Origin of the sequence: Simiaoa sp., from assembly GCF_051972595.1 — a bacterium.
GTDB classification, from domain to species: Bacteria; Bacillota; Clostridia; order Lachnospirales; family Lachnospiraceae; genus Acetatifactor; species Acetatifactor hominis.
In genome coordinates, this window is sequence record NZ_JBOKRY010000019.1 from 18,335 (window position 1) to 42,751 (window position 24,417).

A 24,417-nucleotide genomic window follows, 5' to 3' on the forward strand; every position below is an offset into this window, starting at 1 on the left:
ACAGATAGAAAGTGAAGTATAGAGGAGAAGCAAGATGAACGAGAACGGTGGAAAAAAGAGAAGAGAATGGGTAAAAAATGCAGCCATTATATTCTTGTCGGTAATGTTGGTGCTGACATTTTTCTCCAACACATTTATGAACTATTCCCTTCCGGAAGTGGCGGCACAATATGTACAGTCCGGCACCATCACGGCGAAGATCCGCGGAACCGGCACGGTGGAGAGCGGAGATCCCTATAATGTGAAGATAAATGAAACGCGTACCATCTCCAGCGTCCTGGTGAAGACCGGGGATAAGGTGGAGAAGGGAGATCCCCTGCTGTTACTGGAGGATAAGGAAAGTAAGGAGCTGACCGATGCCCAGGCAGCACTGGATAAGGCAATGCTGGATTTCGAACTGGCACTTCTGTCTGGGGATATTTCCAATACGGCCTATACAAATGTCCAGACCGGTCAGATAGCATCAGTAGGTACCTATCAGAGCCGGATCGTTGCGGCAGAGGCGGAGATTGACAAATGGCAGAAGCAGGTGGATGAAGCTACGACAGCTATCAATCAGTTAAAGACCGCACAGGTGAATGTGGATGCCGGCGGAGCTCCCGACACCAGTTCGGAACAGGCAAAAGTTGCAGAAGCCCAGGCAACATTGAATAATGACTGGGTCAAGATCGCAAAGGATAAGATCAGTGAGTGGCAGGCAGCCAAGGCAGCCTGCGATGCCACCATCGCAAAGTATGAGGAAAGGATCTTGAGCTCAGTATCCGGTAATGAAGGATATACAAATCAGGTGCCGGAAGATGAATATAATGTTGCCAAGACCAACAGAGCAACCTATCAGACACTTATCAACGAAAAACAGGAACAGATCAATGCAGATCCTGCAGCTGTGACAGCATATAATAATAAAGTGAATGCCCTGGCAGAAGCTAACAAAAAACTGACAGAGAAGCAGAACAGCAAAACAAATGCCACCAGTTCCCTGACGGTACAGACTCAGAACTGGCAGAATGAACTGGACAGCAGAAATGCAAAGCTGAAGGCAGCACAGGACTTTAAGGCACAGCTATTGAAGGATATCTCCACAGAGCTGAATCTGGATTACCAGTTAGACAGTCTCAAGAAGCAGAGAGATCAGATTGCAAAATTGCAGGAGAATGCGGTAGGCGCCAGCATCGAAGCACCCATTGCGGGAACCATTACCGGCGTAACAGTCAAGGCAGGAGACGAGGCACAGCCGGATACTGCACTGGTGACCATGCAGCCGGAGGGTAAGGGCTTTACCATGAGTTTCTCCGTGACCAATGATCAGGCGAAGAGACTTTCCGTGGGAGATAAGGCAGATCTGGTGAACTCCTGGAGATACAGTGATATGGATATTACCCTGGCCAGCATTAAGCCGGATACCACAGATCCCGGACAGAAGAAGCTGTTGACCTTTGACATCACCGGAGATGAAGTGACCCCCGGACAGTCCTTAAATGTATCCGTAGGACAGAAGAGTGCCAATTACGATCTGATCGTACCCAACAGTGCTATCCGTGAGGACAGTAACGGCAAGTTTATCCTGATCGTGGAATCCAAGAGCAGCCCCTTAGGTAACCGTTATGTGGCAACCCGTGTGGATGTGGAGGTACTGGCAAGTGATGACACCCAGTCTGCAGTGAGCGGAGCTTTATATGGCTATGAATTTGTCATTACGACATCTACCCAGCCGGTAGAGGCAGGAAAGCTGGTCAGACTGGCAAATAATTCATAAGCGTTTAATCTTACAGGAAGGAAGAAACAGACTATATGTTTCGGATACAGATACAGAGTAAAAAAAAGTGCATATGGTATTGCAGCGCGGCAGTATCCTTCCTACTGTTCCTGCTATTGAATCTATGGTGTGATCATTTGGTCAATATGCAGGATGCCCAGCAGATGGCCGGACGCTGGAGTGAAAAAAAGGATGTGGCACAGATCAGCTGCTTTTTCTCTTCCAAAGCGGAAGTGACGGAGGATACCATTCAAAGCTTTGAGTATTCGCTGAAAAATGTGCTGCAGGAGGCCTCTATTACAGAGACCTCAGAGAACCCAAGTGCCAGACTCTGGGTGGATGCTTATAGTGCAGACGGTAAGATCACCCTGGTGAACGGAAAAAACACACTGGATGCCAATGCGATTGGGATCGGAGGGGATTTTTTCCTGTTCCATCCGTTAAAGCTGATCACCGGCTCCTATTTTTCCGGTAACGATCTGATGCAGGACTATTGTATCATCGATCAGGATGCGGCATGGCAGCTGTTCGGCTCCAATGATGTGGTGGGAATGACCGTATATATCGGGAATGTCCCGCACATTGTGACCGGAGTGGTACGCAGACCCCAGGGTAGAATGGAAAAGGCAGCAGGCTTAACTTCCACGGTAGTCTATGTATCTTATGAGACACTGGAGACCTACGGGACCAGCAACGGTATCAATCATTATGAGATTGTTATGCCGAACCCTGTGGATGAGTTCGCTTACGGCAAAGTAAAAGAAGGGATCGGTATAGACGAGAAAAACGTCGAGATCGTGGAAAACAGCAGACGGTATTCCCTGCCCAACCGGATCAAAACAATCCTTTCCTTCGGAACGCGTTCCATGAACGGCAAAGCCATTATCTACCCCTACTGGGAGAATCTGGCGAGAGGCTATGAAGACATTATTGCATTGCTTACGGTATTTATGTTACTTCTGTTATTATATCCGGTATTGACCGTTATCTGGTGCTTTGTACACTGGTGGCGTCATAAGGGCTGGACTTTGAAGGATGTATGGCATACCGGTAAGGATCAGGCAGAGCGGGCTGTGGAACGCCGCAGGGAGAAAAAACACCCCCACAAGGAGAGGGATGTTTTGGAGGAACTGGAGCGGGAACTGGAGGAAGACCCTTATGCAGACAGTGAATTCTCCTGGCTGACGGATGAACCGGTGGAGGGAACAGAGCCTGCGGATGCAGCTTCCAAAGAGCCGGAGAAAGCGCAGACAATGAACATGCAGACAGAGGAAACGCAGACACCACAGGAGACAAAAGAGGAACAGCAGTCGTAAAACAACAGACACAGACAAGAAAAGGAGAGGGAGAATGAAAAAGAAAGGGAAAAAACTGATCAGTATCGCGTTGACCGTGGCAATGATCGCAGGGCTGACTGCCTGTGGAAAGGGTAACGGCGGGAACGGAAACGGTGGCAGCAGTGCGGCCGATGCCAGCCTTGCAAAACAGTATGTATTTAAGGAACAGGCGCTGGATCTTAATATGGATTCAGACAATATGAATATTGATCTGCTGACCAGAAAGGGAGATACGATTTACCTTCTGTTTGAGATCTATGACTATTCCGATAACGGCAGCCAGAGTACGCTGCATCTTGCTACAATGAAGCCGGACGGTACCGTCATCGACACTGTAGAACTGCCTATGTGGAAGGAAGGAGAGGCTCCGGCGACTCCGGCACCTGCACAGGGCGGTGAGGCTTCTGGGGACGGAAATGAAGCAGTGCCTCAAACAGAGCAGGAGGCCAGCACACAGGATATTGCGGCAGCGGATATGGATGTGGTTGATGCACCGGCAGGGAACAGCAGTTATACTTACACATCGCTCAACAATTGTACGGTCGGTTCGGATGGAAATGTCTACGGAATACGCAATTACTATAGTGAGACATATTCCGACGATGATTACAGCAGTACGAATGATTATGCATTGATCTGCTGGAGTGCGGATGGGACTATCAAATGGGAAGCTGATCTGAATGATATGAATACAGAAGAAAGCTATTCCTGGGTATATAGTATCATCCCCAATGAGGATGGAACCCTGACACTGCTGTTAAGCGGTGATAAAATAGAGAAATGCACTGTGACGCAAGAGGGTATCACAGACAGGAAGGAGCTGCCGGAGGCAGCAGCAACACTTATTAACAATGCTAGTTCTAATATCATTACGCCGGATGGCAAGCTGCAGATCATCTATTATGATGAGAGCAATTACACGGATATGTATATCGCAACCTATGATCCTGCAACAGATGCGGTATCAGAAGGAATAAAGCTTTCCTCGACACTGACCAACGGCGGTTATTATAATATGGTGCCCGGAGACGGTGACATCCTGTACTATGCCGATAGTAACGGACTGTTTGGTTATAATGTGCAGACACAGGAGTCGAAGCAGATCATGAGTTATATCAATTCGGATCTGGCTGCCGGCAGCCTGAACAATTTCCTGGTACTGGACGAGGAACAGTTCCTGGGCTTTTACTATGATAACAACGAAGGTAAAATATGCGGAGGTCTGTTCACTCACGTGAAGCCGGAGGATATCAAGGACCGGATCGTCCTTACACTGGCAGGTAACTATATCGACTATGATCTGAAGAGAAAAGTGGTAGAATATAATAAGTCCGGTGACACCTATCGTATTGTAGTTAAGGAATACAGTACCTACAACACTTCAGAGGATTATACTCTTGGTGTGAAGCAGTTAAATAATGATATCATCTCTGGAGGAATGCCGGATATTCTGGTCGTGGACAGCAATATGTCAATGGACAGCTATATTGCCAAGGGACTGGTGGCAAATGTGGATGACCTCATTGCGGGGGATGAGGAATTATCGAAAAACGACTATCTGCAGAATGTCTGGGATGCGTACCGTGTGGACGGTAAACTGTACTATGTGATTCCTTCCTTCTATATCTCTACTATGGTAGGAAAAGAATCTATTTTCGGTGACCGTACCTCCATTACTATGGAAGAACTGCAGACGATCCGGGATACCATGCCGGAAGAAACCGCACTCTTCGGTGATATCACCAGAGACAGCTTCCTGTATACCATGATGAACTATTGCGGCAGTGATTTCGTGGATGTATCCACCGGAAAATGTGCATTTGATACGGATAATTTCGTGGCAATGCTGGCCTATGCAGGCGAGCTGCCGGTAGAATATGGAGAGGATTACGGGGCAGAGGATTACTGGAATAATTATGAATCCCAGTACCGTGAGGACAGAACCCTGCTGGATACCATTTCCATCAGCAACATCCGTGACCTGAACGGTACGATCAACGGTGTCTTCGGTGAGGATATCTCCTTTGTAGGCTTCCCGACCGATGGCGACATGGGATCCGTATTATGGGCAGGTAACAGGATGTATGCCCTGTCTGCAAAATCCAAGAACCTCGACGGTGCATGGGAATTCCTGCGCTACTATCTGACACAGGAATATCAGGATAAGATACAGGAACAGGAATACAATCTTCCGGTACTTCGCAGCACCTTTGAGAAGAATGTGCAGGATGCTACGAAGAAGCCGTACTATATGGATGAGAACGGCAACAAAGTGGAATACGATGAGACCTATTACATCAACGGTGAGGAAATACTGCTGCCGCAGCTGACACAGGAGCAGGTGGACAGAATCGTAAGCTTTGTGGAAAGCGTGAATAAGAGGGGATACTATAATGAGGCAATCTCCAATATCATTTCAGAAGAAGCCGGTGCATACTTCTCAGGACAGAAGAGTGCGAGGGATGTGGCAGGTGTCATTCAGAGCCGTGTACAGGTCTATGTAAACGAGAACAGATAAACGGAAGATAGCACTGCGTAGAGCAGAATAGTAAAAGATGGCGGTCTGTTGAAAAACAGGCCGCCATTTATAGTAAGGTGCTTCAGCTAAGGCGGATGGGAATGCCCTGCTTTTTCAGATGTGTCGTCAGAGTAAGCTCCTGTCCGTGCTCCCTTAGCCACTGTTTATAGATCCGGTAATCCGGCATGATGCGCTCGACCATGTTCCAGAACTCCTTCGAATGGTTCATATGAGTCAGGTGGCAGAGCTCGTGGACTACCACATAATCCAGAGGACCGGCAGGACCGTAGATCAGACGGTAATTGAAGGATAAAGTTCCTCTCGAGGAACAGCTTCCCCAGCGGGTCTTCTGGTCACGGATGGTGATGGAGGTATAGTGCCCACCGGTGAAGCGGTGGTAGTATGCCACACGGTTCGTAAACACTTCTCTGGCAGCATTCCGATATCGGTTTTCCAAAGCCTGCAGCCTGCGGAGCTCCGCAACGGTCAGAGGCTGATTTTCATATAGATTCATGAGAGTGCCTTTCACATACAGGGATGTTGATCCTCTGGGTATCTTTGTAAGTTTGAACAGATTAAATATACTGCGTATGGCTTGAAAAGTAAACGCAGAAATTGTAGAATAGTGCGTGACGTCTCGTGGACAAAACCGTTACAGGAAAGGAAAACAGTAAATACTATGGGTAAATGTATTTTGATCGGCGCAGGAGATCTCACGATGGGAGAGCTGTCTGTGACGGAAGAAGATTATGTGATCGCGGTGGACGGCGGCTTAAGCTACTGCGGGATCCTGAATGTGGAGCCGGATCTGATCATCGGAGATTTTGACTCGATGACCGAACAGGAGAAGCTTGCTGTGGAACAGCTACAACAGACTGTTCCGGAGAAGATCTGCTGCCTGCCGGAGTGCAAGGATGATACGGATATGCTGGCTGCAATCAAGAAAGGTCTGGAACTGGGATATACCGATTTCCGTATTTATGCGGCCACCGGTGGGAGATTTGACCATACCCTGGCGAATATCCAGTGTCTGCTGTATCTCAAAAATCACGGTGCGGTGGGGTACCTGGTAGACGGTACGGGAATGGTGCTGGTACTGCAGAACGAAGCCGTGCATTTCCGGAAGGAGCTGGAGGGCACCATGTCGCTGTTTGCCCTGACGAAGGAGGCAAAAGGCGTGAATATCCGCGGCATGAAATATCCTTTGGAAAATGCCGTGATCACCAACGATTTCCCCATCGGGATCAGCAATGAATTCCTGGGAGAGGAAGCGGAGGTGTCCGTAGAGGACGGTGAACTGGTATGCATGATCCGGTACTATGAGGATGAAGTATAACCATGTAAGCCGGAATGACCGCCTGCGGCAGTAAGTCCGGGGATACCTATTCCTTCAAAGTGGAGAAATAACAGTTGAAAAACGGAAAACTGACGATCAGAGAGGTGGCACCGAATGTCCACCTCCTTGGTGTTTTTACGAAAAAAATCTTTAGAAAATCTTTTGTTTTTTCTGTATGTGAAATTAGAAATTATAACTTAGAATCAGAAACAGACAGGGGAGAGGATCCCCTTGCCGCATGCGGCAGAATGAGAGGGAGTCATGGAGAATAATAAATATCATATTCTCATCGTGGAGGATGATAAGGAAATCCGGGATGGTGTGGAGATTTACCTGAAAAATCAGGGGTATCAGGTATGGAAAGCTGCCAACGGTAAGGAAGGACTGGAGATCGTAGCACAGGAAGAGATCCATCTGGCTATTCTGGATATTATGATGCCGGTGATGGACGGTGTGACGATGTTAATGAAGCTGCGGGAGCAGAATCACGAGTTCCCAGTGATCATGCTGTCCGCCAAGTCCGAGGAAGTGGATAAGATCATGGGATTAAATATGGGAGCGGATGACTATGTGACCAAACCCTTTACACCGTTGGAACTGTTGGCGAGGGTGAATTCCCATCTGCGCAGATATTCCAAATATCTGACGGCGGTCAGTGGGGAAGAACAGGAAAAATCCCATGTGTATACCATCGGTGGACTGGAACTTAACGAAGAAACCGTGGAAGTGACGGTGGACGGAGAAGCAGTGAAGCTGACTCCTATGGAATTCAAGATCGTACAGCTCCTGATCAAGAATCCGGGCAGAGTATTTTCCGCGGATGAGATATACGAGCGTATCTGGAACGAGAAAGCGGTCAACACCGATACCATTATGGTACATGTGCGGAATATCCGCGAAAAAATCGAGATCGATCCGCGAAATCCCAAGTATCTGAAAGTGGTATGGGGTGTAGGATATAAGATCGACAAACAATAAATGCGGATGTGGGAAACAAAGCGTTTCGGCAGACAGAGGGAAATGACCGGAGAGGTGTAAGAATGGAACAGGTAACAGAGGCTGTGAAAGTGGAGACAACAGAAAACAGGGAAAACCGAGGAAACAGAAAGCCTGCAGTCAAATGGCTGATCATCGGACTGATTGTCAGTCTGGCAGCTTCCGGCATTTTTACCGCCTGCTACGGAATCTTCGAGCGTAGAGCGGAGAGCAGGAGGAACGAACAATACATTGCGGATCCGTTGGAGACGTCGAATACGATTACTTATCTGTATCAGAACTGCTATCTGCTCTACCGCGATCTGTATAACAAAGAACACCAGACTTCCTTAAGTTATGGGGAATTATATATGCAGCCCACGGAGGGAAACGAATGGCTCAATGATGACCGGAAGCGGGCAGAAGTGGCATATGGAGATACGGAGGAGCTCACGATACCGGAAGGAGCAGATCCAGAAAACTATGCGGCTCAGGGAATCTTGGCGGCACAGACCGGGGAATACCTGGAAGAACATTTTAATACCCTGGAAAACTCCTTTGGTCAGCTGAATAATTTGTATGATTATAGGATCCGGGATACTAAGACTGGAGAGATCCTAAGTAATCTGGCGGATACGGATATTGTGGCGGAGGACCAGAGCTTTTATCTGACTTTTGTATTTGACGACTATGGAAATGATGCCACCTTAGGGAATACGGTGATCGGATCGGATACGACAACCCTTCGCAAGACAGCGGCGGAAGTGATCCGTAATTGTGGTCTTACGCGAATGGTGGATGCCAATATGGGCAGCGAAAGCTCTGCCGGTCATAATGCCATGTTCCGGCTGGAAATGCCGAAAAATTGTGAGATCACCTTCTGCATCTCCAGACAGGCGGCACAGAGCCTGGGACAGAATGGTCAATATATTTATTATGATCAGGATATGAACAATGTCAGTGTTTACTTTTCCATGGGAGAGCAATATGCATCCTATTATCTGTCCGGATGTCAGCAGATGTTTCTGATCCTGGCACTGCTGGTCTTCCTGCTGGCGTTTGTGTTACCGGGACTTGGGGAAGAGAGAGCCTGGGAGAAGGTGGTGCTGCTGAAGCTGCCTGTCGAGGCGATTGTTGTGATCCTTGTGGGGATCGCCGGCGTCGGAAGTGAACAGGTGGTAGGACTGGTATCCTGGGTGAGAAGCGGTCATGCGCTGAGCACGGTTTTACGGGGAAACAGTGCGCAGATACAGATGGTGACCACAATACTGACCTATGCGTTAAACGTTCTGGCAGTGGCAGCCTTGTTTTTCATTGCCTGGTGCAGCGGTGTATCCCTGCGGGCAATGCGCACCATGGGAATACGCGGATATTTCCATGAGAGATGTCTGTGCTATATGCTGGTTCCTGCCTGGAAAAAATTATGGCAAGGGATCAAAAAAGTGTGGACCGTCGGACGTGATAAGGTGGTGGATGTCTATCATGATGCAGAGCATTTTGATGTGACAAAGGATGCCAAGAAGCTGATCCTGCGGATCGTATTGTGGAATGCCCTGATTCTGGTGATCGTATGCAGCCTTCCGCTGGGAGGAGTGACGATTGCAGTCATTTATTCTGTGGTACTGTATTTTGTACTGCGGCGTTATGTCAGCAAATTGCAGAAAAAGTACGGATTGCTGTTAAAGGCTACCAATGAGATAGCTCAGGGTAATCTGAATGTGACCATAGAGGAAGATCTGGGCGTGTTTGAACCCTTTAAACCACAGATCTACCGGATCGAGGAAGGCTTCCGCAATGCGGTGGCGGAGGAAGTGAAGAGCCAACGGATGAAATCGGAACTGATCACGAATGTATCCCACGATCTGAAGACGCCACTGACAGCTATCATTACCTATGTGAAACTACTTCAGGAGCCGGGAGTGACGGAGGAACAGCGGAAGGAGTACTTAGAGACACTGGATCGTAAATCGCTGCGCCTGAAGGCACTGATCGAGGATCTGTTCGAAGTCAGCAAGGCAAATTCCCAGAATATCACGCTCGACATCCGTGATGTGGATATCGTAAGCATGGTGAAACAGGTCGAATTCGAGATGGAAGATAAGCTGGCGGATGCCGGACTGGATGTGCGGATGAGCATGCCGGAGGAGAAGGTCATCGTGCCGTTAGACAGTCAGAAGACCTTCCGGATTTTTGAAAATCTGTTTGGCAATATTGCAAAATATGCTCTGCCGGGAACCAGAGTCTATGTCAACGGTTTTACGGCAAAGGATGAGGTGACCATTATCTTAAAAAACATCACAGCGCAGGAATTATCCGTATCGGGAGAGGAACTGACCGAGCGATTCGTCAGAGGGGATGCTTCCCGTAACACGGAAGGAAGCGGACTGGGACTGGCAATTGCAAAAAGCTTTACAGAAATTCAGGGCGGAAAGTTCCGGATCGAACTGGACGGAGATTTATTCAAGGTGGTGCTGAACTGGAAAGTAAAGCCAGAGAGTGGGAACCACGGCAATTCCGGGGACACAGTGACGGCCGGAGAAAAAGAAAAACAACCACTGTAATCATAAAAAGCATTACATTGCAATGTTAAAATAAATCAATAAATTGAAGCCAAAACATCCACATTTGCGTAGAAATACGTTAAATGTGGATGTTTTCAATTACAAATGAGTGTGCTACAATAATGGAAACTTCAAGGAGATGTATTTCGTATCTGAAGAGTGAGCAGCTGTGCGGAATGCGCAAGTTGTATGAAGAGAAAAAGGAGCAGTAAACAATGGGAATGACAATGACACAGAAGATACTTGCACAGGCAGCGGGCCTTGCGCAGGTACAGGCAGGACAGTTGATCGAGGCACAGCTGGATCTGGTGCTGGGTAACGATATTACCAGTCCGGTGGCAATCAAGGAAATGGATAAAATGAAGGTACAGGGAGTGTTCGATAAGGATAAGATCGCACTGGTACCGGATCATTTTGTTCCCAATAAGGATATTAAATCTGCGGAGCACTGCAAATGTGTCCGTGAGTTTGCAAGACGCAATGAGATCACGAATTATTTCGAAGTGGGAGAGATGGGTATCGAACATGCCCTGCTTCCGGAGAAAGGTCTTACCGTAGCCGGAGATGTGATCATCGGAGCGGATTCCCATACCTGTACTTACGGCGCTCTGGGTGCATTTTCCACCGGTGTGGGAAGTACCGATATGGCAGCCGGTATGGCTACCGGCAAGGCATGGTTTAAAGTTCCTGCGGCGATCAAATTCAATCTGACCGGCAAACCCGCAGAATGGGTCAGCGGTAAGGATGTGATCTTACATATCATCGGCATGATCGGTGTTGACGGTGCACTGTACAAGTCTATGGAATTTGTAGGAGACGGTATCGCCAATCTGTCCATGGATGACCGATTCACCATTGCCAACATGGCTATCGAAGCCGGCGGTAAGAACGGTATTTTTCCTGTGGACGAGAAGGCTGTTGCTTACATGGAAGAACATTCAAAACGCCCCTATAAGGTATTTGAAGCAGATCCGGATGCACAGTATGATGCAGAATATACTATTGATCTGAGCACCTTACGTCCCACTGTGGCCTTCCCGCATCTGCCGGAGAATACACATACCATTGATGAGATCCACGAGATGGAGCCCATCGCTATTGATCAGGTAGTGATCGGATCCTGTACCAACGGACGTATCGACGATCTGCGCACCGCAGCGAAGGTACTTGCAGGCAGACATGTGGCAAAGGGCATGCGCTGTATCGTGATCCCCGCCACCCAGTCCATCTACATGCAGGCAATGGAAGAGGGACTTCTTAAGACCTTCATCGAGGCGGGAGCAGTGGTAAGTACACCTACCTGCGGACCCTGCCTCGGCGGATACATGGGTATCCTGGCAGAGGGAGAGAGATGTGTCTCCACAACCAACCGTAATTTCGTGGGACGTATGGGACATGTAAAGAGTGAGATCTATCTGGCGAGTCCCGCAGTGGCAGCAGCCAGCGCCATCACCGGCAAGATTTCCTGCCCCTGTGAACTCAAATAAAATAAAAGAGGTAATAGAAAATGAACAACGCAAAAGGAACGGTTTTTAAATTCGGAGATAACGTGGATACCGACGTTATCATTCCCGCAAGATATCTGAATTCCTCCGATCCCGCAGAACTGGCTACCCACTGCATGGAGGACATTGATAAGGATTTTATCAAAAATGTGAAAAAAGGTGACATTATCGTAGCGGAGAAGAACTTCGGCTGCGGATCCTCCAGAGAGCATGCCCCCATCGCCATCAAGGCGGCAGGCGTCAGCTGCGTCATTGCAGAGACCTTCGCCCGAATCTTCTACCGCAATGCCATCAATATCGGGCTGCCCATCATTGAGTGTCCCGAGGCATCCAGGAAGATTCAAAACGGTGACGAAGTCGAGATCGACTTCAATACCGGCGTGATCAAAGATCTCACCACCGGCGAGAGCTTCCAGGGACAGGCATTCCCCGAGTTCATGCAGAAGATCATTGCTGCAGAGGGACTGATCAACTACATCAATAGTAAAGAAGATTAGGAAAAAGGTTTAAGAAAAAGAGCAGCCTGTGCTGCTCTTTTCTGTGGTTATCGAACCACTGCCTTATCTACATCTATCACCGTATAGAAGTCCGGATGGTTCATCTGAATCCGTTTCGTGACAGAGTCAACCACCTCCTGATCGGAGACGGGATAATCATAGGGAACTACGATGTCAAAAATGATATTCGTGTGGGTCGGTCCCTGGACAATGCGGAAATCATGCATGCTGAGTTTTGGATCGATCTGATCCAGATAAGTGTTTACCTCCGCTTTCAGGGACAGTGTCTTGGGATCATTGGTGCTGACGGGATCCATGTGGATCACCGCATTACAGTTTAATTTGCTGCGCAGTTCATGCTCAATGGTATCGATCGTATCGTGCAGGGTCAGAATATTTCCATCGGCGGGAACCTCTGCATGCAGAGAGATCAGTGTTCTGCCGGGTCCGTAGTTATGTACGATGAGATCGTGGATCCCGGTGACAGCATCATAGGAGAGTACGATATCATTGATCTGCTTCACAAACTCTGGTTCAGGGGGCTGCCCCAGCAGAGGACTGATGGTATCCTTCGCAGCTACGAAGCCGGAGTAGAGGATGAACATACCCACCAGTACACCACAGTAGCCATCGATAATGATGCCGGAGGTGGCGGAGACGATGGTGCCGATGAGAACCACCGTGGTTGCCACCACATCGCTTAAACTGTCAATGGCCGTAGCCTTCATGGCTACGGAGCTGATCCGGGTACCGATGCGGCGGTTATAGAGTGCCATATAGCATTTTACCAGGATCGAAAATATCAGGATGCCAATAATGACAGGGGAGTAGTCAGGAGCTTCCGGATGGAAGATCTTGCTTACAGAACTTTTTACCAGTTCGAAGCCCATGAGCACGATCAGGATGGACACTAACAGTCCGGAGATATATTCGATCCGTCCGTGCCCAAAGGGATGATCGGAGTCCGGCTTCTGTCCGGCCATCCTGAAGCCCACCAGCGTAATGATGGAGGATGCCGCATCCGACAGATTGTTGAATGCATCTGCCGTGATGGCGATGGAATGACTGAATAAGCCTGCCAGAGCCTTGGTAGTGAACAGGATCAGGTTGAAACAGATCCCAACGATACCGCAGAGCACTCCATATGCCTGACGAACGCCGGAATCCCTAACGTTTTCATGATCCCTGATAAATAATTTTGCCAATAATGTAACCATAAGATAACCCCTTTTCCCAAATGAGAGTTTAAGAGATATTGTAGCGCATATGAAGGGAAAATACAAGTGCAAGAAATCAGCGGTTGCTATTGCGCATCCGGCATTTTCAGTGTATAATCTCCGTGGATGTAATATAGAAACTTTTATAACGGATCCTGAGGGCAGAGAAATCGCCCCCGGAAACGTACAGGTAATGATAATGAGCATAAAGTAAAAATGGAGGAACGATCGATGAGAAAGAAACCGGTTGTATTAATGATCCTGGATGGCTATGGATTAAATGATAAGACAGAGGGCAATGCCGTAGCAATGGCGAACACCCCTGTCATGGATTCCCTGATGAAGGAGTATCCTTATGTACATGGTAACGCCAGTGGTTTGGCAGTAGGACTTCCCGAGGGTCAGATGGGTAACTCTGAAGTAGGTCATATGAACATGGGTGCCGGCCGTATCGTATATCAGGAGCTGACCCGTATCACTAAGGAGATCCAGGACGGAGACTTTTTTAAGAATGAAGCTCTGTTAAAGGCTATTAATAACTGTAAGAAGAACAACAGCGCCCTGCACCTGATGGGTCTGTTATCCGATGGTGGCGTACACAGCCACATCACCCATCTGTACGGTCTGCTGGAGCTGGCTAAGCAGCAGGGACTGGAAAAAGTATATGTTCACTGCTTCTTAGACGGACGTGATACTCCTCCCGCCAGCGGTAAGAGCTATGCAGAGCAGTTAAATGAAGAAATGAAGAAAATCGGTGTAGGTAAGATCGCTTCTGTAATGGGACGTTACTATGCTATGGATCGTGATAACAACTATGACCGTGTACAGCTGGCTTACGATGCCATGACCGAAGGCAAAGGTCTGACCGCTGCCTGCGGTATCTGCGGTATCCAGGAGTCTTACGACAGAGAAGAGACCGATGAGTTTGTAAAACCTACTGTTGTTGTAGAAGACGGCAAGGCAGTCGGACTGGTGCAGGACAAGGATTCCGTAATTTTCTTCAACTTCCGTCCCGACCGTGCAAGAGAGATCACCAGAGCTTTCTGTGATGATGACTTCAAGGGATTTGACCGCGTGAGAAAGGATATCACCTTCGTATGCTTCTCCGATTACGATCCTACCATTCCTAATAAAGAAGTGGCATTCCACAAGATCGCCATTACCAATACCTTCGGTGAGTGGCTGGCAGCACATGATATGAAGCAGGCACGTATCGCCGAGACTGAGAAGTATGCACATGTAACCTTCTTCTTCAACGGCGGTGTAGAGCAGCCCAACGAGGGAGAGGATCGTATCCTGGTAAATTCGCCCAAGGATGTAGCTACCTACGATCTGAAGCCCGAGATGAGTGCTCCCGCAGTATGTGAGAAGCTGCTTGACGCGATCCGTTCTGAAAAATACGATGTGATCGTGATCAACTTCGCGAACCCCGATATGGTAGGCCATACCGGTGTGATCTCCGCAGCCATCAAGGCTATTGAGACCGTAGATGAGTGCGTAGGCAAGGCAGTACAGGCAGTGAAGGATGTAGACGGCGTTCTGTTCATCTGTGCAGACCACGGTAACGCAGAGCAGATGATCGATTACACCACCGGTCAGCCTCATACTGCACATACCACCAATCCGGTTCCTTTCATCCTGGTAAACTACGATCCTGCCTATACTCTGAAAGAGGGCGGATGCCTGGCAGATATCGTACCTACCCTGATCAACGTGATGGGTATGGAGCAACCCGCAGAAATGACAGGAAAATCTCTGTTAATTAAGAAATAGTAACTGTATCATATTCCTATGACAAGAAATGATTCCTCAGGCACTTTGCACGGTGCCTGAGGATTTTGTAACTGATTTTTACATGATATCTTCTTAACAGCAGGAGGAAGAATTATATTATATGGAACAGAAGAGAAATCTGGTAACTTTAGGAAGTACGGGAATTACTGTGGAGAAGAACTCCTTCGGAGCACTGCCCATCCAGCGTATCTCCAAAGAAGCAGCCATCGGACTGCTTCGCAAAGCCTATGCGGCTGGCGTGACCTTTTACGACACTGCCAGATACTATACCGACAGTGAAGAGAAAGTGGGCGCTGCTTTTTGGGGTATGCGGGATAAAATATATATCGCTACCAAGACCGGAGCCACCACAGCAGAAGGCTTCTGGAAGGAGCTGCATACTTCCCTGGAAAAATTAAAAACAGACTATATCGACATTTATCAGTTCCATAACCCGGCATTCTGCCCGAAGCCGGGAGACGGCACAGGATTGTATGAAGCTATGCTGGAAGCGAAGGACAAAGGCATGATCCGCCATATCGGCATCACGAACCATCGCCTGAATGTGGCACATGAAGCCATCGAAAGCGGACTGTATGAGACTCTGCAGTTTCCCTTCTGCTATCTGGCAACGGATAAGGATCTGGAGCTGGTACAGGATTGTAAAAAAGCAGGCATGGGATTTATCGCCATGAAAGCACTGTCCGGCGGACTGATCAATAATTCAGCAGCGGCATATGCATATCTGGCACAGTTTGATAATGTACTTCCGATCTGGGGAGTGCAGCGGGAGAGCGAGCTGGATGAATTTCTGTCCTATATAGATAATCCTCCTGCATTGACACCCGAATTGCAGGCGGTGATCGACCATGACAGAGAAGAACTGCAGGGAGAATTCTGCAGAGGCTGCGGCTACTGCATGCCCTGCCCCGCGGGAATCGAGATCAACAACTGTGCCCGCATGAGTCTGATGATCCGCAGAGCACCTTCCGCCGCACAGCTGACAGACGAGATGCAGGCGAAGATGCGTAAGATTGAAGAGTGCCTGCATTGTGGCAGATGCAAATCCAAGTGTCCCTACGGACTGGATACTCCGGCACTGCTTGAGAAAAATTATAAGGATTACTGTGAGATCCTTGCCGGAAAAGCGTATTAACGCATAGCAGATCTGAATAATAACCTCCTTATGGGACATACTTACCTAAGAAATAGTAAGTTAAGGATGCCTGTAAGGAGGTTTTTTATGGAAAAATATCTGGAGATCATCGAAGTACACGGAAGGGAGATCCTGGATTCGAGAGGGAATCCCACGGTGGCTGCTGTCGTTACCGTGAAGGACAAAGAGACCGGAAGATGCACAAAAGGTATGGCGGCAGTGCCTTCCGGAGCCAGCACCGGTCAGTTCGAGGCCGTGGAACTCAGGGACGGTGAGACCAGGTATTTCGGTCTGGGCGTGCAGCATGCCGTGAAAAATATAGACGAGAAAATTGCAAGTGTTTTACTGGGAGAAAATGCCCTGGAGCAGATCCGTATCGACAGAATTCTACGGGAGACGGACGGCACGGACAACAAGAGCAGCTTAGGTGCCAATGCCATGCTGGCAGTGTCCATGGCGGTGGCAAGAGCAGCTGCGGAGGCACTGGGCCTTCCCCTGTACCGTTACTTCGGAGGAATCTCTCCGAGACTTCTGCCGGTACCTATGATGAATATCTTAAACGGCGGAAAGCATGCGGCGAACACCGTGGATTTCCAGGAGTTCATGATCATGCCCGTGCAGGCGGAAAACTTTGCGGAGGGGTTACGGATCTGTGCGGAAATTTATCATAATCTGAAAAAACTGCTGGAGGAGAAAGGCTTGTCCACCGGAGTCGGGGATGAGGGCGGCTTTGCACCCAACCTGCCGGATGCGGAGAGCGTGCTGGATTTCCTTGTGGAGGCGATCGAGGCTTCCGGATATGTCCCGGGACAGGATATCAAGATCGCCATGGATGCCGCCAGCAGTGAACTATATAATGAAAAAACGGGAATGTATCATTTCCCCGGGGAGAGTAAGCTGAAGGGAGAGGAAGTCCTGCGGGATACCGGAGAAATGATCTCGTATTATGAACGGCTCGTGGAGAACTATCCCATTATCTCTATTGAGGACGGACTGGATGAAAATGACTGGGACGGTTGGCAGGAGCTTACAAAACGGCTGGGGGAGAAGATCCAGTTAGTGGGAGATGATCTGTTTGTCACAAATACAAAGCGGCTGGATGCCGGGATCAAACTTCATTGTGCTAATGCCATTCTGGTAAAAGTCAATCAGATCGGAACCTTGTCCGAAGCCTTCGAAGCGGTGGAAATGGCACACAAGAATGGTTACAAGGCGGTGATCTCCCACAGATCCGGCGAGACGGAGGATACCACCATAGCGGACATAGCGGTGGCACTGAATGCCGGACAAATCAAGACCGGAGCACCCTGCCGCAGCGATCGTGTGGCGAAGTACAACCGGTTGCTTGCCATGGAAGAGGAGTTAAAGGATGCCGCGGCGTATATGGAGCCGTTTCGCAAGATCTGAATGGCTGCGCAACAAAATGTAAACTACAAAAAATAAAAAATGTATAAACAGGAGGATTTTCATCACCGGAAATCCTCCTGCTTTTATAGTAAAACGATAGAAAAATACATGAGTGAAAGAAAAAGTCAGAATTAATAAATGTGTAAATATACATAAAATAATAGAAAATATGCACTATATGCAGAAGATAAAAATGATAGGCTATTTATATTGAAAAAGATTCTCATAAATATGCAGACATATGTGCGCGATGCACGTACATCCAAGAGACGAAGCAGAAGAAGGGAAAACACGGGAAGTGGCAGATACTTCATGTGTATTTCAGTTGACAGCCTTAGAAAAGTGTTGTAATATAACAAAAGTCGTTGTCGGAAAGTAAAGTACATTTTACGTGCGTGTATACTTGCATACAAATGCGAAAAATGCATTTTATTAATGTCCGTAGGCAAAAGAAAAGCAAGGAGTTGAAGAGATGCTTAAATATATTGCAAAACGTATCGGTCTGGCGCTGATCACGATTTTTACAGTAGCAACACTCACCTTTTTCCTGATGAACATGGTCCCCGGTGGTCCGTTCCTCTCGGAGAAGGCAGTAAGCCCCGCTGCACAGGCAGCCCTGGAGGCAAAATATGGATTGGACAAGCCTTTGTCCCAACAGTATCTGACGTATATGACAGATGCTCTGCACGGTGATTTCGGAGAGAGTCTGAAGCAGAGAGGAAGAACCGTTACTTCTATTATAGTATCCAAGTTCCCTGTATCTGCAAGAGTAGGTGGACTTTCCGTTATCGTAGCGCTGTTGGTAGGTATCCCTTTGGGATGTCTGGCAGCCACCCATCGCGGCAAGGCATTGGACAGTGTGATCTCCGTGATCTCCACCTGTGGTATTGCGGTACCAAGCTTCGTTGTATGTACTCTGCTTCTGTATTTCCTGGGAAGTAAGGTAAAGATACTGCCCACCTACGGAATCGGCACCTGGAAGCATTATGTGATGCCCGTGATCGCACTGGCATTGTACCCAACTGCTTATATTATGAGACTGATGCGTTCTTCCATGCTGGATGTTCTGGGACAGGATTATATGAGAACCGCTACGGCGAAGGGAGTAAAGCCTTTCTTCCGTCTGTTCAAGCATGCACTGAGAAATGCACTGCTCCCCGTTATCACCTATGTAGGTCCTATGATGGCTTATACTATGACAGGAAGCTTCGTAGTAGAGAAGATTTTCACGATCCCCGGTCTGGGCAATGAATTTGTCAGCTCGATCATTAACCGTGACTACACCATGATCATGGGCACCACCATTTTCCTCGCAACACTGATGGTTGTCATGAATGTGCTGGTGGATATCGTATATAAGCTCGTCGACCCCAGGATCAAGTTGAAGTAAGATTAACAGGAAGGAAGATACCGATGAAAGAACCGAATGCTATGAGCTTTCATGTAAAATATAAACCGGAAGATTTTATGCCGGCGAACGAAGAAGAGAAGCAGAGCCAGGTCATCATGCGCGAGAGCGTGGGCTTCTGGCAGGATGGCTTCCGCAGACTTCGTAAGAATAAGGTTGCCATGGTCAGCCTCTTCGTTATTATTGTAGTTATGATCTTTTCCTTTATCGTGCCTGCATTTTATCCCTATGATTACAAGACACAGATCAAAGGAAGTGAGAATCTGCACCCCATGCAGTATTCCGAGAAAGAGATAGAGCGTATGGATGCGGGAGAGAAGGTATTCCCCCATGTGCTCGGTACCGATAAGATGGGCCGTGATTATGCCATCCGTGTTATGATGGGAAGCCGTATCTCCCTGCTGGTTGGTCTGATCGCTACTGCCATCATTTTTGTGATCGGTTCCCTGATCGGTTCCATCTCTGCATTCTTCGGTGGATGGGTGGATCTGATCATCATGCGTATTGTAGATATTATCTATACGATACCGGATTTCCTGCTGATCGTACTGCTGTCCTTTGCGTTAAAGGATCCGCTGGCAAAGCTGGCACAGCTTCCCGGATTCGGATGGATGCAGATCGTAGGATCTAACCTGATCAGTATCTTCATCGTATTCGCATTGCTGTACTGGGTAGGAATGGCACGTATGGTACGAAGCCAGATCCTCACCCTGAAGGAGAATGATTATGTCATGGCAGCCAAGGCTCTGGGAGCCAAGGATGGCCGTATCATTAAAAAACATCTGCTGACCAACTGTATCGGTACGCTGATCGTTACCACCACACTGCAGATCCCTTCCTCTATTTTTACCGAGAGCTATTTAAGCTTCTTAGGTATGGGTGTGGCAGTTCCTCTGCCTTCCCTGGGAAGCCTTGCAAGTGATGCCATTAACGGAATGATCACATTCCCGTACCTGCTGTTTGCACCTTGTCTGCTGATCAGTCTGATCATCTTAAGCTTTAACCTGTTTGGTGACGGACTTCGTGACGCATTTGACCCGAAGCTTAAGAATTAATGGAAGGAGTAGTGAAGATGGATAACAATTATCTGGTAGATATACAGCATGAACGTCTCTCTTTCTTTACTCCTGCCGGAGAAGTAAAGGCACTGAACGATGTCTCCATTCACCTGAAGGAAGGGGAAGTACTGGGCATCGTAGGAGAGAGTGGTTCCGGTAAATCCGTAACCGCATACAGTCTGATGGGACTGACCGCTTATCCCGGTAAGCTGATAGGCGGAGAGCTTCACTTCAATGGACACGAAGTGGAGAAAATGACCGAAAAAGATTTTTCTAAAATGCGTGGTAAAGAGGTATCCATTATTTTCCAGGATCCTCTGACCAGTTTAAATCCCGTATATACCATTGGTAATCAGATCATGGAAGTAATACGTCTGCATACCGATGCGGACAAGAAAAAGGCATATGCAAGAGCAGTGGAGCTTTTGTCTCTGGTAGGTATCAATGAACCGGAGAAGCGTATGAAGCAGTATCCCCACGAGCTGTCCGGTGGTATGAGACAGCGTGTCATGATCGCGATCGCACTGGCATGTGAACCGAAGCTTCTGATCGCCGATGAGCCTACTACCGCACTGGACGTTACCATTCAGGCGCAGATCCTGGAGCTGATGATGGAGCTGAAGGACAAGCTGGGCATGGCGATCATCATGATCACCCATGACCTGGGTATCGTGGCGAGCATGTGTGACCGTATTGCAGTCATGTATGCCGGCCGTATCGTGGAGACCGGTACCTGTGACGAGATCTTCTACCATCCGAAGCATGAATATACCAAGGGCCTTCTGGAGAGTATCCCCCGTCTGGACAGCACGAAGCATGAGAAACTGATCCCCATTGAGGGTAACCCGGTAGATCTTCTGAATCCTCCCGAGGGATGTGCATTCGCACCCCGCTGTAAGAACTGCATGAAGGTCTGCCTGAGAGAGAATCCTCCTAAGACGGATTTTAGCGAGACGCATTATGCACACTGCTTTATGAACCAGAAAGCTGAGATGGAGGGAGGAAATACCAATGAGTGATAAGTTACTTCAGGTTGAACATTTGAAGCAATACTTCCCCGCAGGCGGCATGGGTAAAAACCGTAAGTTCGTGAAGGCCGTGGATGATGTCAGCTTTTTTGTAAATAAAGGTGAGACTCTCGGACTGGTAGGAGAGAGCGGCTGTGGTAAGACCACCACCGGACGTTCTATCTTACGATTATACGAGCCCACCGGCGGCAAGATCACATTTGACGGCAATGTGATCCTGGATGTTGAAAATAAAGTAAAGGCGGATATGCTGCCTTATCGTCAGAAGATGCAGATGGTATTCCAGGATCCTTATGCAAGTCTGGATCCCAGAATGACCGTAGGAGATATCGTAGGGGAAGCCATCGATATTCATAAGCTGGCTGCCAATAAAAAGGAACGTCATGATATGATCATTTCCATGCTGGAGAAGGTTGGACTGAACTCTGAGCATGCGAACAGATATCCTCATGAATTCTCCGGCGGACAGCGTCAGCGTGTCGGCATTGCGAGAGCACTGGCAGTGAATCCTCAGTTCATCGTCTGCGACGAGCCGATCTCCGCACTGGATGTATCGATCCAGGCACAGGTGGTGAATATGTTCGAGGAGCTGCAGGAGCAGATGGGACTGACCTATCTGTTCATCGCACATGACCTCTCTGTCGTAAAACATATCTCCGACCGTATCGGCGTTATGTACCTGGGCAAAATGGTAGAGCTGGCAGACAGCTACGAGTTGGTAGCACGAAGCCTGCATCCTTATACCAAGAGCCTGATCTCTGCAATCCCCATTGCAGATCCCATCAAGGCAAGAGCAAGCAAACGTATTGTTCTGCAGGGAGATGTACCCAGCCCCTTAAATCCTCCTACCGGATGTCGTTTCCGCACCAGATGTCCTTATGCGGATGAGTGCTGTGCACAGAAGGAACCCGAATGGAGAGAAGTGGAAAAGGGCCACTACGTGGCTTGCCACCATGTGGAAAAGATCAATGCCTGAAATTAGGTATTGACAGCTGAGCAATTTAGCTGTTTAATATAAAGCTATACAAAGCATAGTGCTTTTGTATGAAAAGAAAGAGGAGGATAACTTTATGAAAAAGAAGTTAGCTATGCTGCTCACCGCAGCAATGCTGGTAGGTTCTCTGGCAGCATGCGGCAACAGCGACAATGGTTCTTCTGCAACCGGCAGTGCCAGTGCAACTGACAGCACCAAGACCGATGCAGCAGCAACTGAAGTTAGTACCGAAGGCAAACAGCTTACCGTTCAGATCGGTCCCGATCCCGAGACCATCGATCCCGCACTGAACAGTGCAGTAGATGGCGGTAATATGCTGCTTCACTCTTTTGAGTGTCTTCTGACCGTAGACCAGGATGGTAAGATCGCTCCCGGACAGGCTGAGACCTGGGAAGTATCTGAAGATGGTCTTACATGGACCTTCCATCTTCGTGATGGATTAAAGTGGTCTGACGGCAGTGATCTGACCGCAGACGATTTCGTATACAGCTGGAAGCGTGTATGCGATCCCGTAGTAGCAGCTCCTTATGCTGAGACTGTTCTGGGTATGGTTAAGGGCTTTGACGAGGCACAGGCAGGTGATCTGGATGCTCTGGCAGTATCCGCTCCCGATGCTAAGACCCTCGTTGTAGAACTTTCCAATCCTTGCCCTTACTTTGAGTCTCTGGCAGCATTCGCTACCCTGAGCCCTGTTCAGCAGGCAACCGTAGAGGCTAACGGCGATGCATGGGCTACCGCAGCTGAGACCTATATTTCCAACGGACCTTTCTACATTACCGAGTGGGTACCCGGTTCTCACATTACCATGTCCAAGAACCCTAACTACTGGAATGCAGATGCGATCAAGCTTGGCAGCATCAAATTCGTACTGATGGAGGATTCCAACGCAGCTTATACTGCATACCAGTCCGGTGATGTACTGTTCATCAAGGATGTTCCTACCCAGGAGATCCCCAGCTTACAGGGTAACCCCGAGTTCCATGTAGAGCCTAACCTGGGAACTTACTATTTGTCCATGAACCTGGAAGATCCTACATTCGCAGATGTAAATGTTCGTAAGGCTCTGAGCCTGGCAATTGATCGTGATTATGTAGCAAATACCCTGATGCAGGGAACCTACTCTCCCGCATACAACCTCGTAGGTGAGGGCTGGGTAGATACCGACGGCAGCTCCTTCAATGCAAATGCTAACGGTGGTCAGAGCTATATCTCCGATGATTTCGATGCTAACCTTGAGGAAGCTAAGCAGCTCTTAGCTGATGCCGGCTACCCTAACGGTGAAGGACTTCCTACCATCACCTATACTACCAATGATGCAGGTTACCACAAGACTGTTGCTGAGTACTTACAGCAGGCATGGGGCGAGCTTGGTATTAACGTAGAAGTAAATATCGTTGAGTGGTCCAGCTTCACTCCGATGAGACGTAACGGTGAGTACATGGTAGCACGTAACGGATGGGTAGGAGATTACAGCGATCCTTCCAATATGTTAGACCTGTTCTGCACCGGCAACGGTAACAACGATGGTAAGTTCTCCAATGCTGACTTCGATGCAGCTATGGAGAAGGCAGCTTCCACCATGGATACCGCTGAGCGTTCCGCAGCTCTTCATCAGGCTGAGGATGTTCTGATGGAGCAGGTAGGATGCATCCCTGTTGCTTACTACAATGACTTCTGGCTGCAGAGCGAGAAGATTACCGGTATCTGGCATTCCGCTTATGGTTTCTGGTACTTCATGTATGGTGACATCGCAGAGTAAGCTGCGGATCTGATCATTCAGAATAATAACAAAGGATCCCCGTGAGATCGTAAAGATTTCCGGGGGTCCTTTTTTGTGCCGTCTTTTCGATACTGCCTTGTAAAATGTTGTTGCAATTGTGTACAATATATG

19 protein-coding genes are annotated in these 24,417 nt (G+C 48.4%); 17 read left to right on the forward strand and 2 right to left on the reverse strand.

Features of this window, described 5'->3' with window-relative positions:
• The first annotated feature begins 34 nt into the window (after nucleotides 1-34).
• The 3 genes from ACTRDR_RS08455 to ACTRDR_RS08465 are packed head-to-tail and all read left to right on the forward strand — an operon-like array spanning nucleotide 35 to nucleotide 5,611.
• Nucleotides 35-1,756: an HlyD family efflux transporter periplasmic adaptor subunit gene (locus ACTRDR_RS08455; RefSeq protein ID WP_440526924.1), complete on the forward strand. Its 1,722-nt coding sequence runs from the start codon at nucleotides 35-37 to the stop codon at nucleotides 1,754-1,756.
• Between the two features lie 35 nt (nucleotides 1,757-1,791).
• Nucleotides 1,792-3,072, forward strand: coding sequence for an ABC transporter permease (locus ACTRDR_RS08460; protein WP_440526926.1), 1,281 nt, complete (start codon nucleotides 1,792-1,794; stop codon nucleotides 3,070-3,072).
• A 34-nt stretch (nucleotides 3,073-3,106) separates the two neighbouring features.
• The gene (locus tag ACTRDR_RS08465; RefSeq protein WP_440526928.1) at nucleotides 3,107-5,611 is read left to right on the forward strand and encodes an extracellular solute-binding protein; all 2,505 of its coding nucleotides are present in this window, start codon (nucleotides 3,107-3,109) and stop codon (nucleotides 5,609-5,611) included.
• An 82-nt stretch (nucleotides 5,612-5,693) separates the two neighbouring features.
• Here the strand turns inward: ACTRDR_RS08465 and ACTRDR_RS08470 are convergent, their stop codons facing one another.
• Nucleotides 5,694-6,125 carry a M48 metallopeptidase family protein gene (locus ACTRDR_RS08470; protein ID WP_440526930.1) on the reverse strand — a complete coding sequence of 144 codons (432 nt, stop codon included), beginning with the start codon at nucleotides 6,123-6,125 and terminating at the stop codon, nucleotides 5,694-5,696.
• Between the two features lie 165 nt (nucleotides 6,126-6,290).
• Here ACTRDR_RS08470 and ACTRDR_RS08475 point away from each other — a divergent pair, with 165 nt between their 5' ends.
• The 6 genes from ACTRDR_RS08475 (at nucleotide 6,291) to leuD (ending at nucleotide 12,485) form a co-directional block, all read left to right on the forward strand.
• The gene (locus tag ACTRDR_RS08475) at nucleotides 6,291-6,947 is read left to right on the forward strand and encodes a thiamine diphosphokinase (protein ID WP_440526931.1); all 657 of its coding nucleotides are present in this window, start codon (nucleotides 6,291-6,293) and stop codon (nucleotides 6,945-6,947) included.
• 74 nt (nucleotides 6,948-7,021) lie between these two features.
• Complete coding sequence (locus ACTRDR_RS08480; protein ID WP_440526933.1) at nucleotides 7,022-7,219, forward strand: hypothetical protein; 198 nt, start codon at nucleotides 7,022-7,024, stop codon at nucleotides 7,217-7,219.
• Nucleotides 7,209-7,925, forward strand: coding sequence for a response regulator transcription factor (locus ACTRDR_RS08485; RefSeq protein WP_022153851.1), 717 nt, complete (start codon nucleotides 7,209-7,211; stop codon nucleotides 7,923-7,925). Before ACTRDR_RS08480 ends, ACTRDR_RS08485 begins: the two co-directional genes overlap by 11 nt.
• A gap of 62 nt (nucleotides 7,926-7,987) precedes the next feature.
• The gene (locus ACTRDR_RS08490) at nucleotides 7,988-10,483 is read left to right on the forward strand and encodes a sensor histidine kinase (RefSeq protein WP_440526935.1); all 2,496 of its coding nucleotides are present in this window, start codon (nucleotides 7,988-7,990) and stop codon (nucleotides 10,481-10,483) included.
• A 215-nt stretch (nucleotides 10,484-10,698) separates the two neighbouring features.
• The gene (leuC, locus tag ACTRDR_RS08495; protein ID WP_176864615.1) at nucleotides 10,699-11,970 is read left to right on the forward strand and encodes a 3-isopropylmalate dehydratase large subunit; all 1,272 of its coding nucleotides are present in this window, start codon (nucleotides 10,699-10,701) and stop codon (nucleotides 11,968-11,970) included.
• 20 nt (nucleotides 11,971-11,990) lie between these two features.
• Nucleotides 11,991-12,485: a 3-isopropylmalate dehydratase small subunit gene (gene leuD / locus ACTRDR_RS08500; RefSeq protein WP_176864612.1), complete on the forward strand. Its 495-nt coding sequence runs from the start codon at nucleotides 11,991-11,993 to the stop codon at nucleotides 12,483-12,485.
• A gap of 47 nt (nucleotides 12,486-12,532) precedes the next feature.
• On the opposite strand, the gene ACTRDR_RS08505 is transcribed toward leuD, so the two are convergent.
• The gene (locus ACTRDR_RS08505) at nucleotides 12,533-13,702 is read right to left on the reverse strand and encodes a cation diffusion facilitator family transporter (RefSeq protein WP_440526938.1); all 1,170 of its coding nucleotides are present in this window, start codon (nucleotides 13,700-13,702) and stop codon (nucleotides 12,533-12,535) included.
• A 231-nt stretch (nucleotides 13,703-13,933) separates the two neighbouring features.
• Here ACTRDR_RS08505 and gpmI point away from each other — a divergent pair, with 231 nt between their 5' ends.
• The 8 genes from gpmI (at nucleotide 13,934) to ACTRDR_RS08545 (ending at nucleotide 24,285) form a co-directional block, all read left to right on the forward strand.
• On the forward strand, nucleotides 13,934-15,475 hold the full coding sequence (gene gpmI, locus ACTRDR_RS08510) for a 2,3-bisphosphoglycerate-independent phosphoglycerate mutase (RefSeq protein ID WP_440526940.1): 1,542 nt from the start codon (nucleotides 13,934-13,936) through the stop codon (nucleotides 15,473-15,475).
• A gap of 121 nt (nucleotides 15,476-15,596) precedes the next feature.
• Complete coding sequence (locus ACTRDR_RS08515; RefSeq protein WP_440526942.1) at nucleotides 15,597-16,631, forward strand: aldo/keto reductase; 1,035 nt, start codon at nucleotides 15,597-15,599, stop codon at nucleotides 16,629-16,631.
• Between the two features lie 87 nt (nucleotides 16,632-16,718).
• Nucleotides 16,719-18,038, forward strand: a complete 1,320-nt coding sequence (eno, locus tag ACTRDR_RS08520) for a phosphopyruvate hydratase (RefSeq protein ID WP_440526944.1) — start codon at nucleotides 16,719-16,721, stop codon at nucleotides 18,036-18,038.
• 472 nt (nucleotides 18,039-18,510) lie between these two features.
• The gene (locus ACTRDR_RS08525; RefSeq protein ID WP_440526946.1) at nucleotides 18,511-19,428 is read left to right on the forward strand and encodes an ABC transporter permease; all 918 of its coding nucleotides are present in this window, start codon (nucleotides 18,511-18,513) and stop codon (nucleotides 19,426-19,428) included.
• Nucleotides 19,429-19,451: 23 nt separating this feature from the next.
• Nucleotides 19,452-20,501 (forward strand): ABC transporter permease, encoded by a 1,050-nt coding sequence (locus ACTRDR_RS08530; RefSeq protein WP_022152986.1) that lies wholly within the window; start codon nucleotides 19,452-19,454, stop codon nucleotides 20,499-20,501.
• Nucleotides 20,502-20,518: 17 nt separating this feature from the next.
• Nucleotides 20,519-21,523, forward strand: a complete 1,005-nt coding sequence (locus ACTRDR_RS08535; protein WP_440526948.1) for an ABC transporter ATP-binding protein — start codon at nucleotides 20,519-20,521, stop codon at nucleotides 21,521-21,523.
• A complete protein-coding gene (locus ACTRDR_RS08540) occupies nucleotides 21,516-22,508 on the forward strand; it encodes an ABC transporter ATP-binding protein (RefSeq protein ID WP_440526950.1) in 993 nt (330 codons plus the stop codon). Before ACTRDR_RS08535 ends, ACTRDR_RS08540 begins: the two co-directional genes overlap by 8 nt.
• 94 nt (nucleotides 22,509-22,602) lie before the next feature.
• Entirely contained in the window at nucleotides 22,603-24,285 is a 1,683-nt protein-coding gene (locus ACTRDR_RS08545; RefSeq protein WP_440526951.1) for a peptide ABC transporter substrate-binding protein, read from the forward strand.
• The last annotated feature ends 132 nt before the right edge of the window (nucleotides 24,286-24,417 follow it).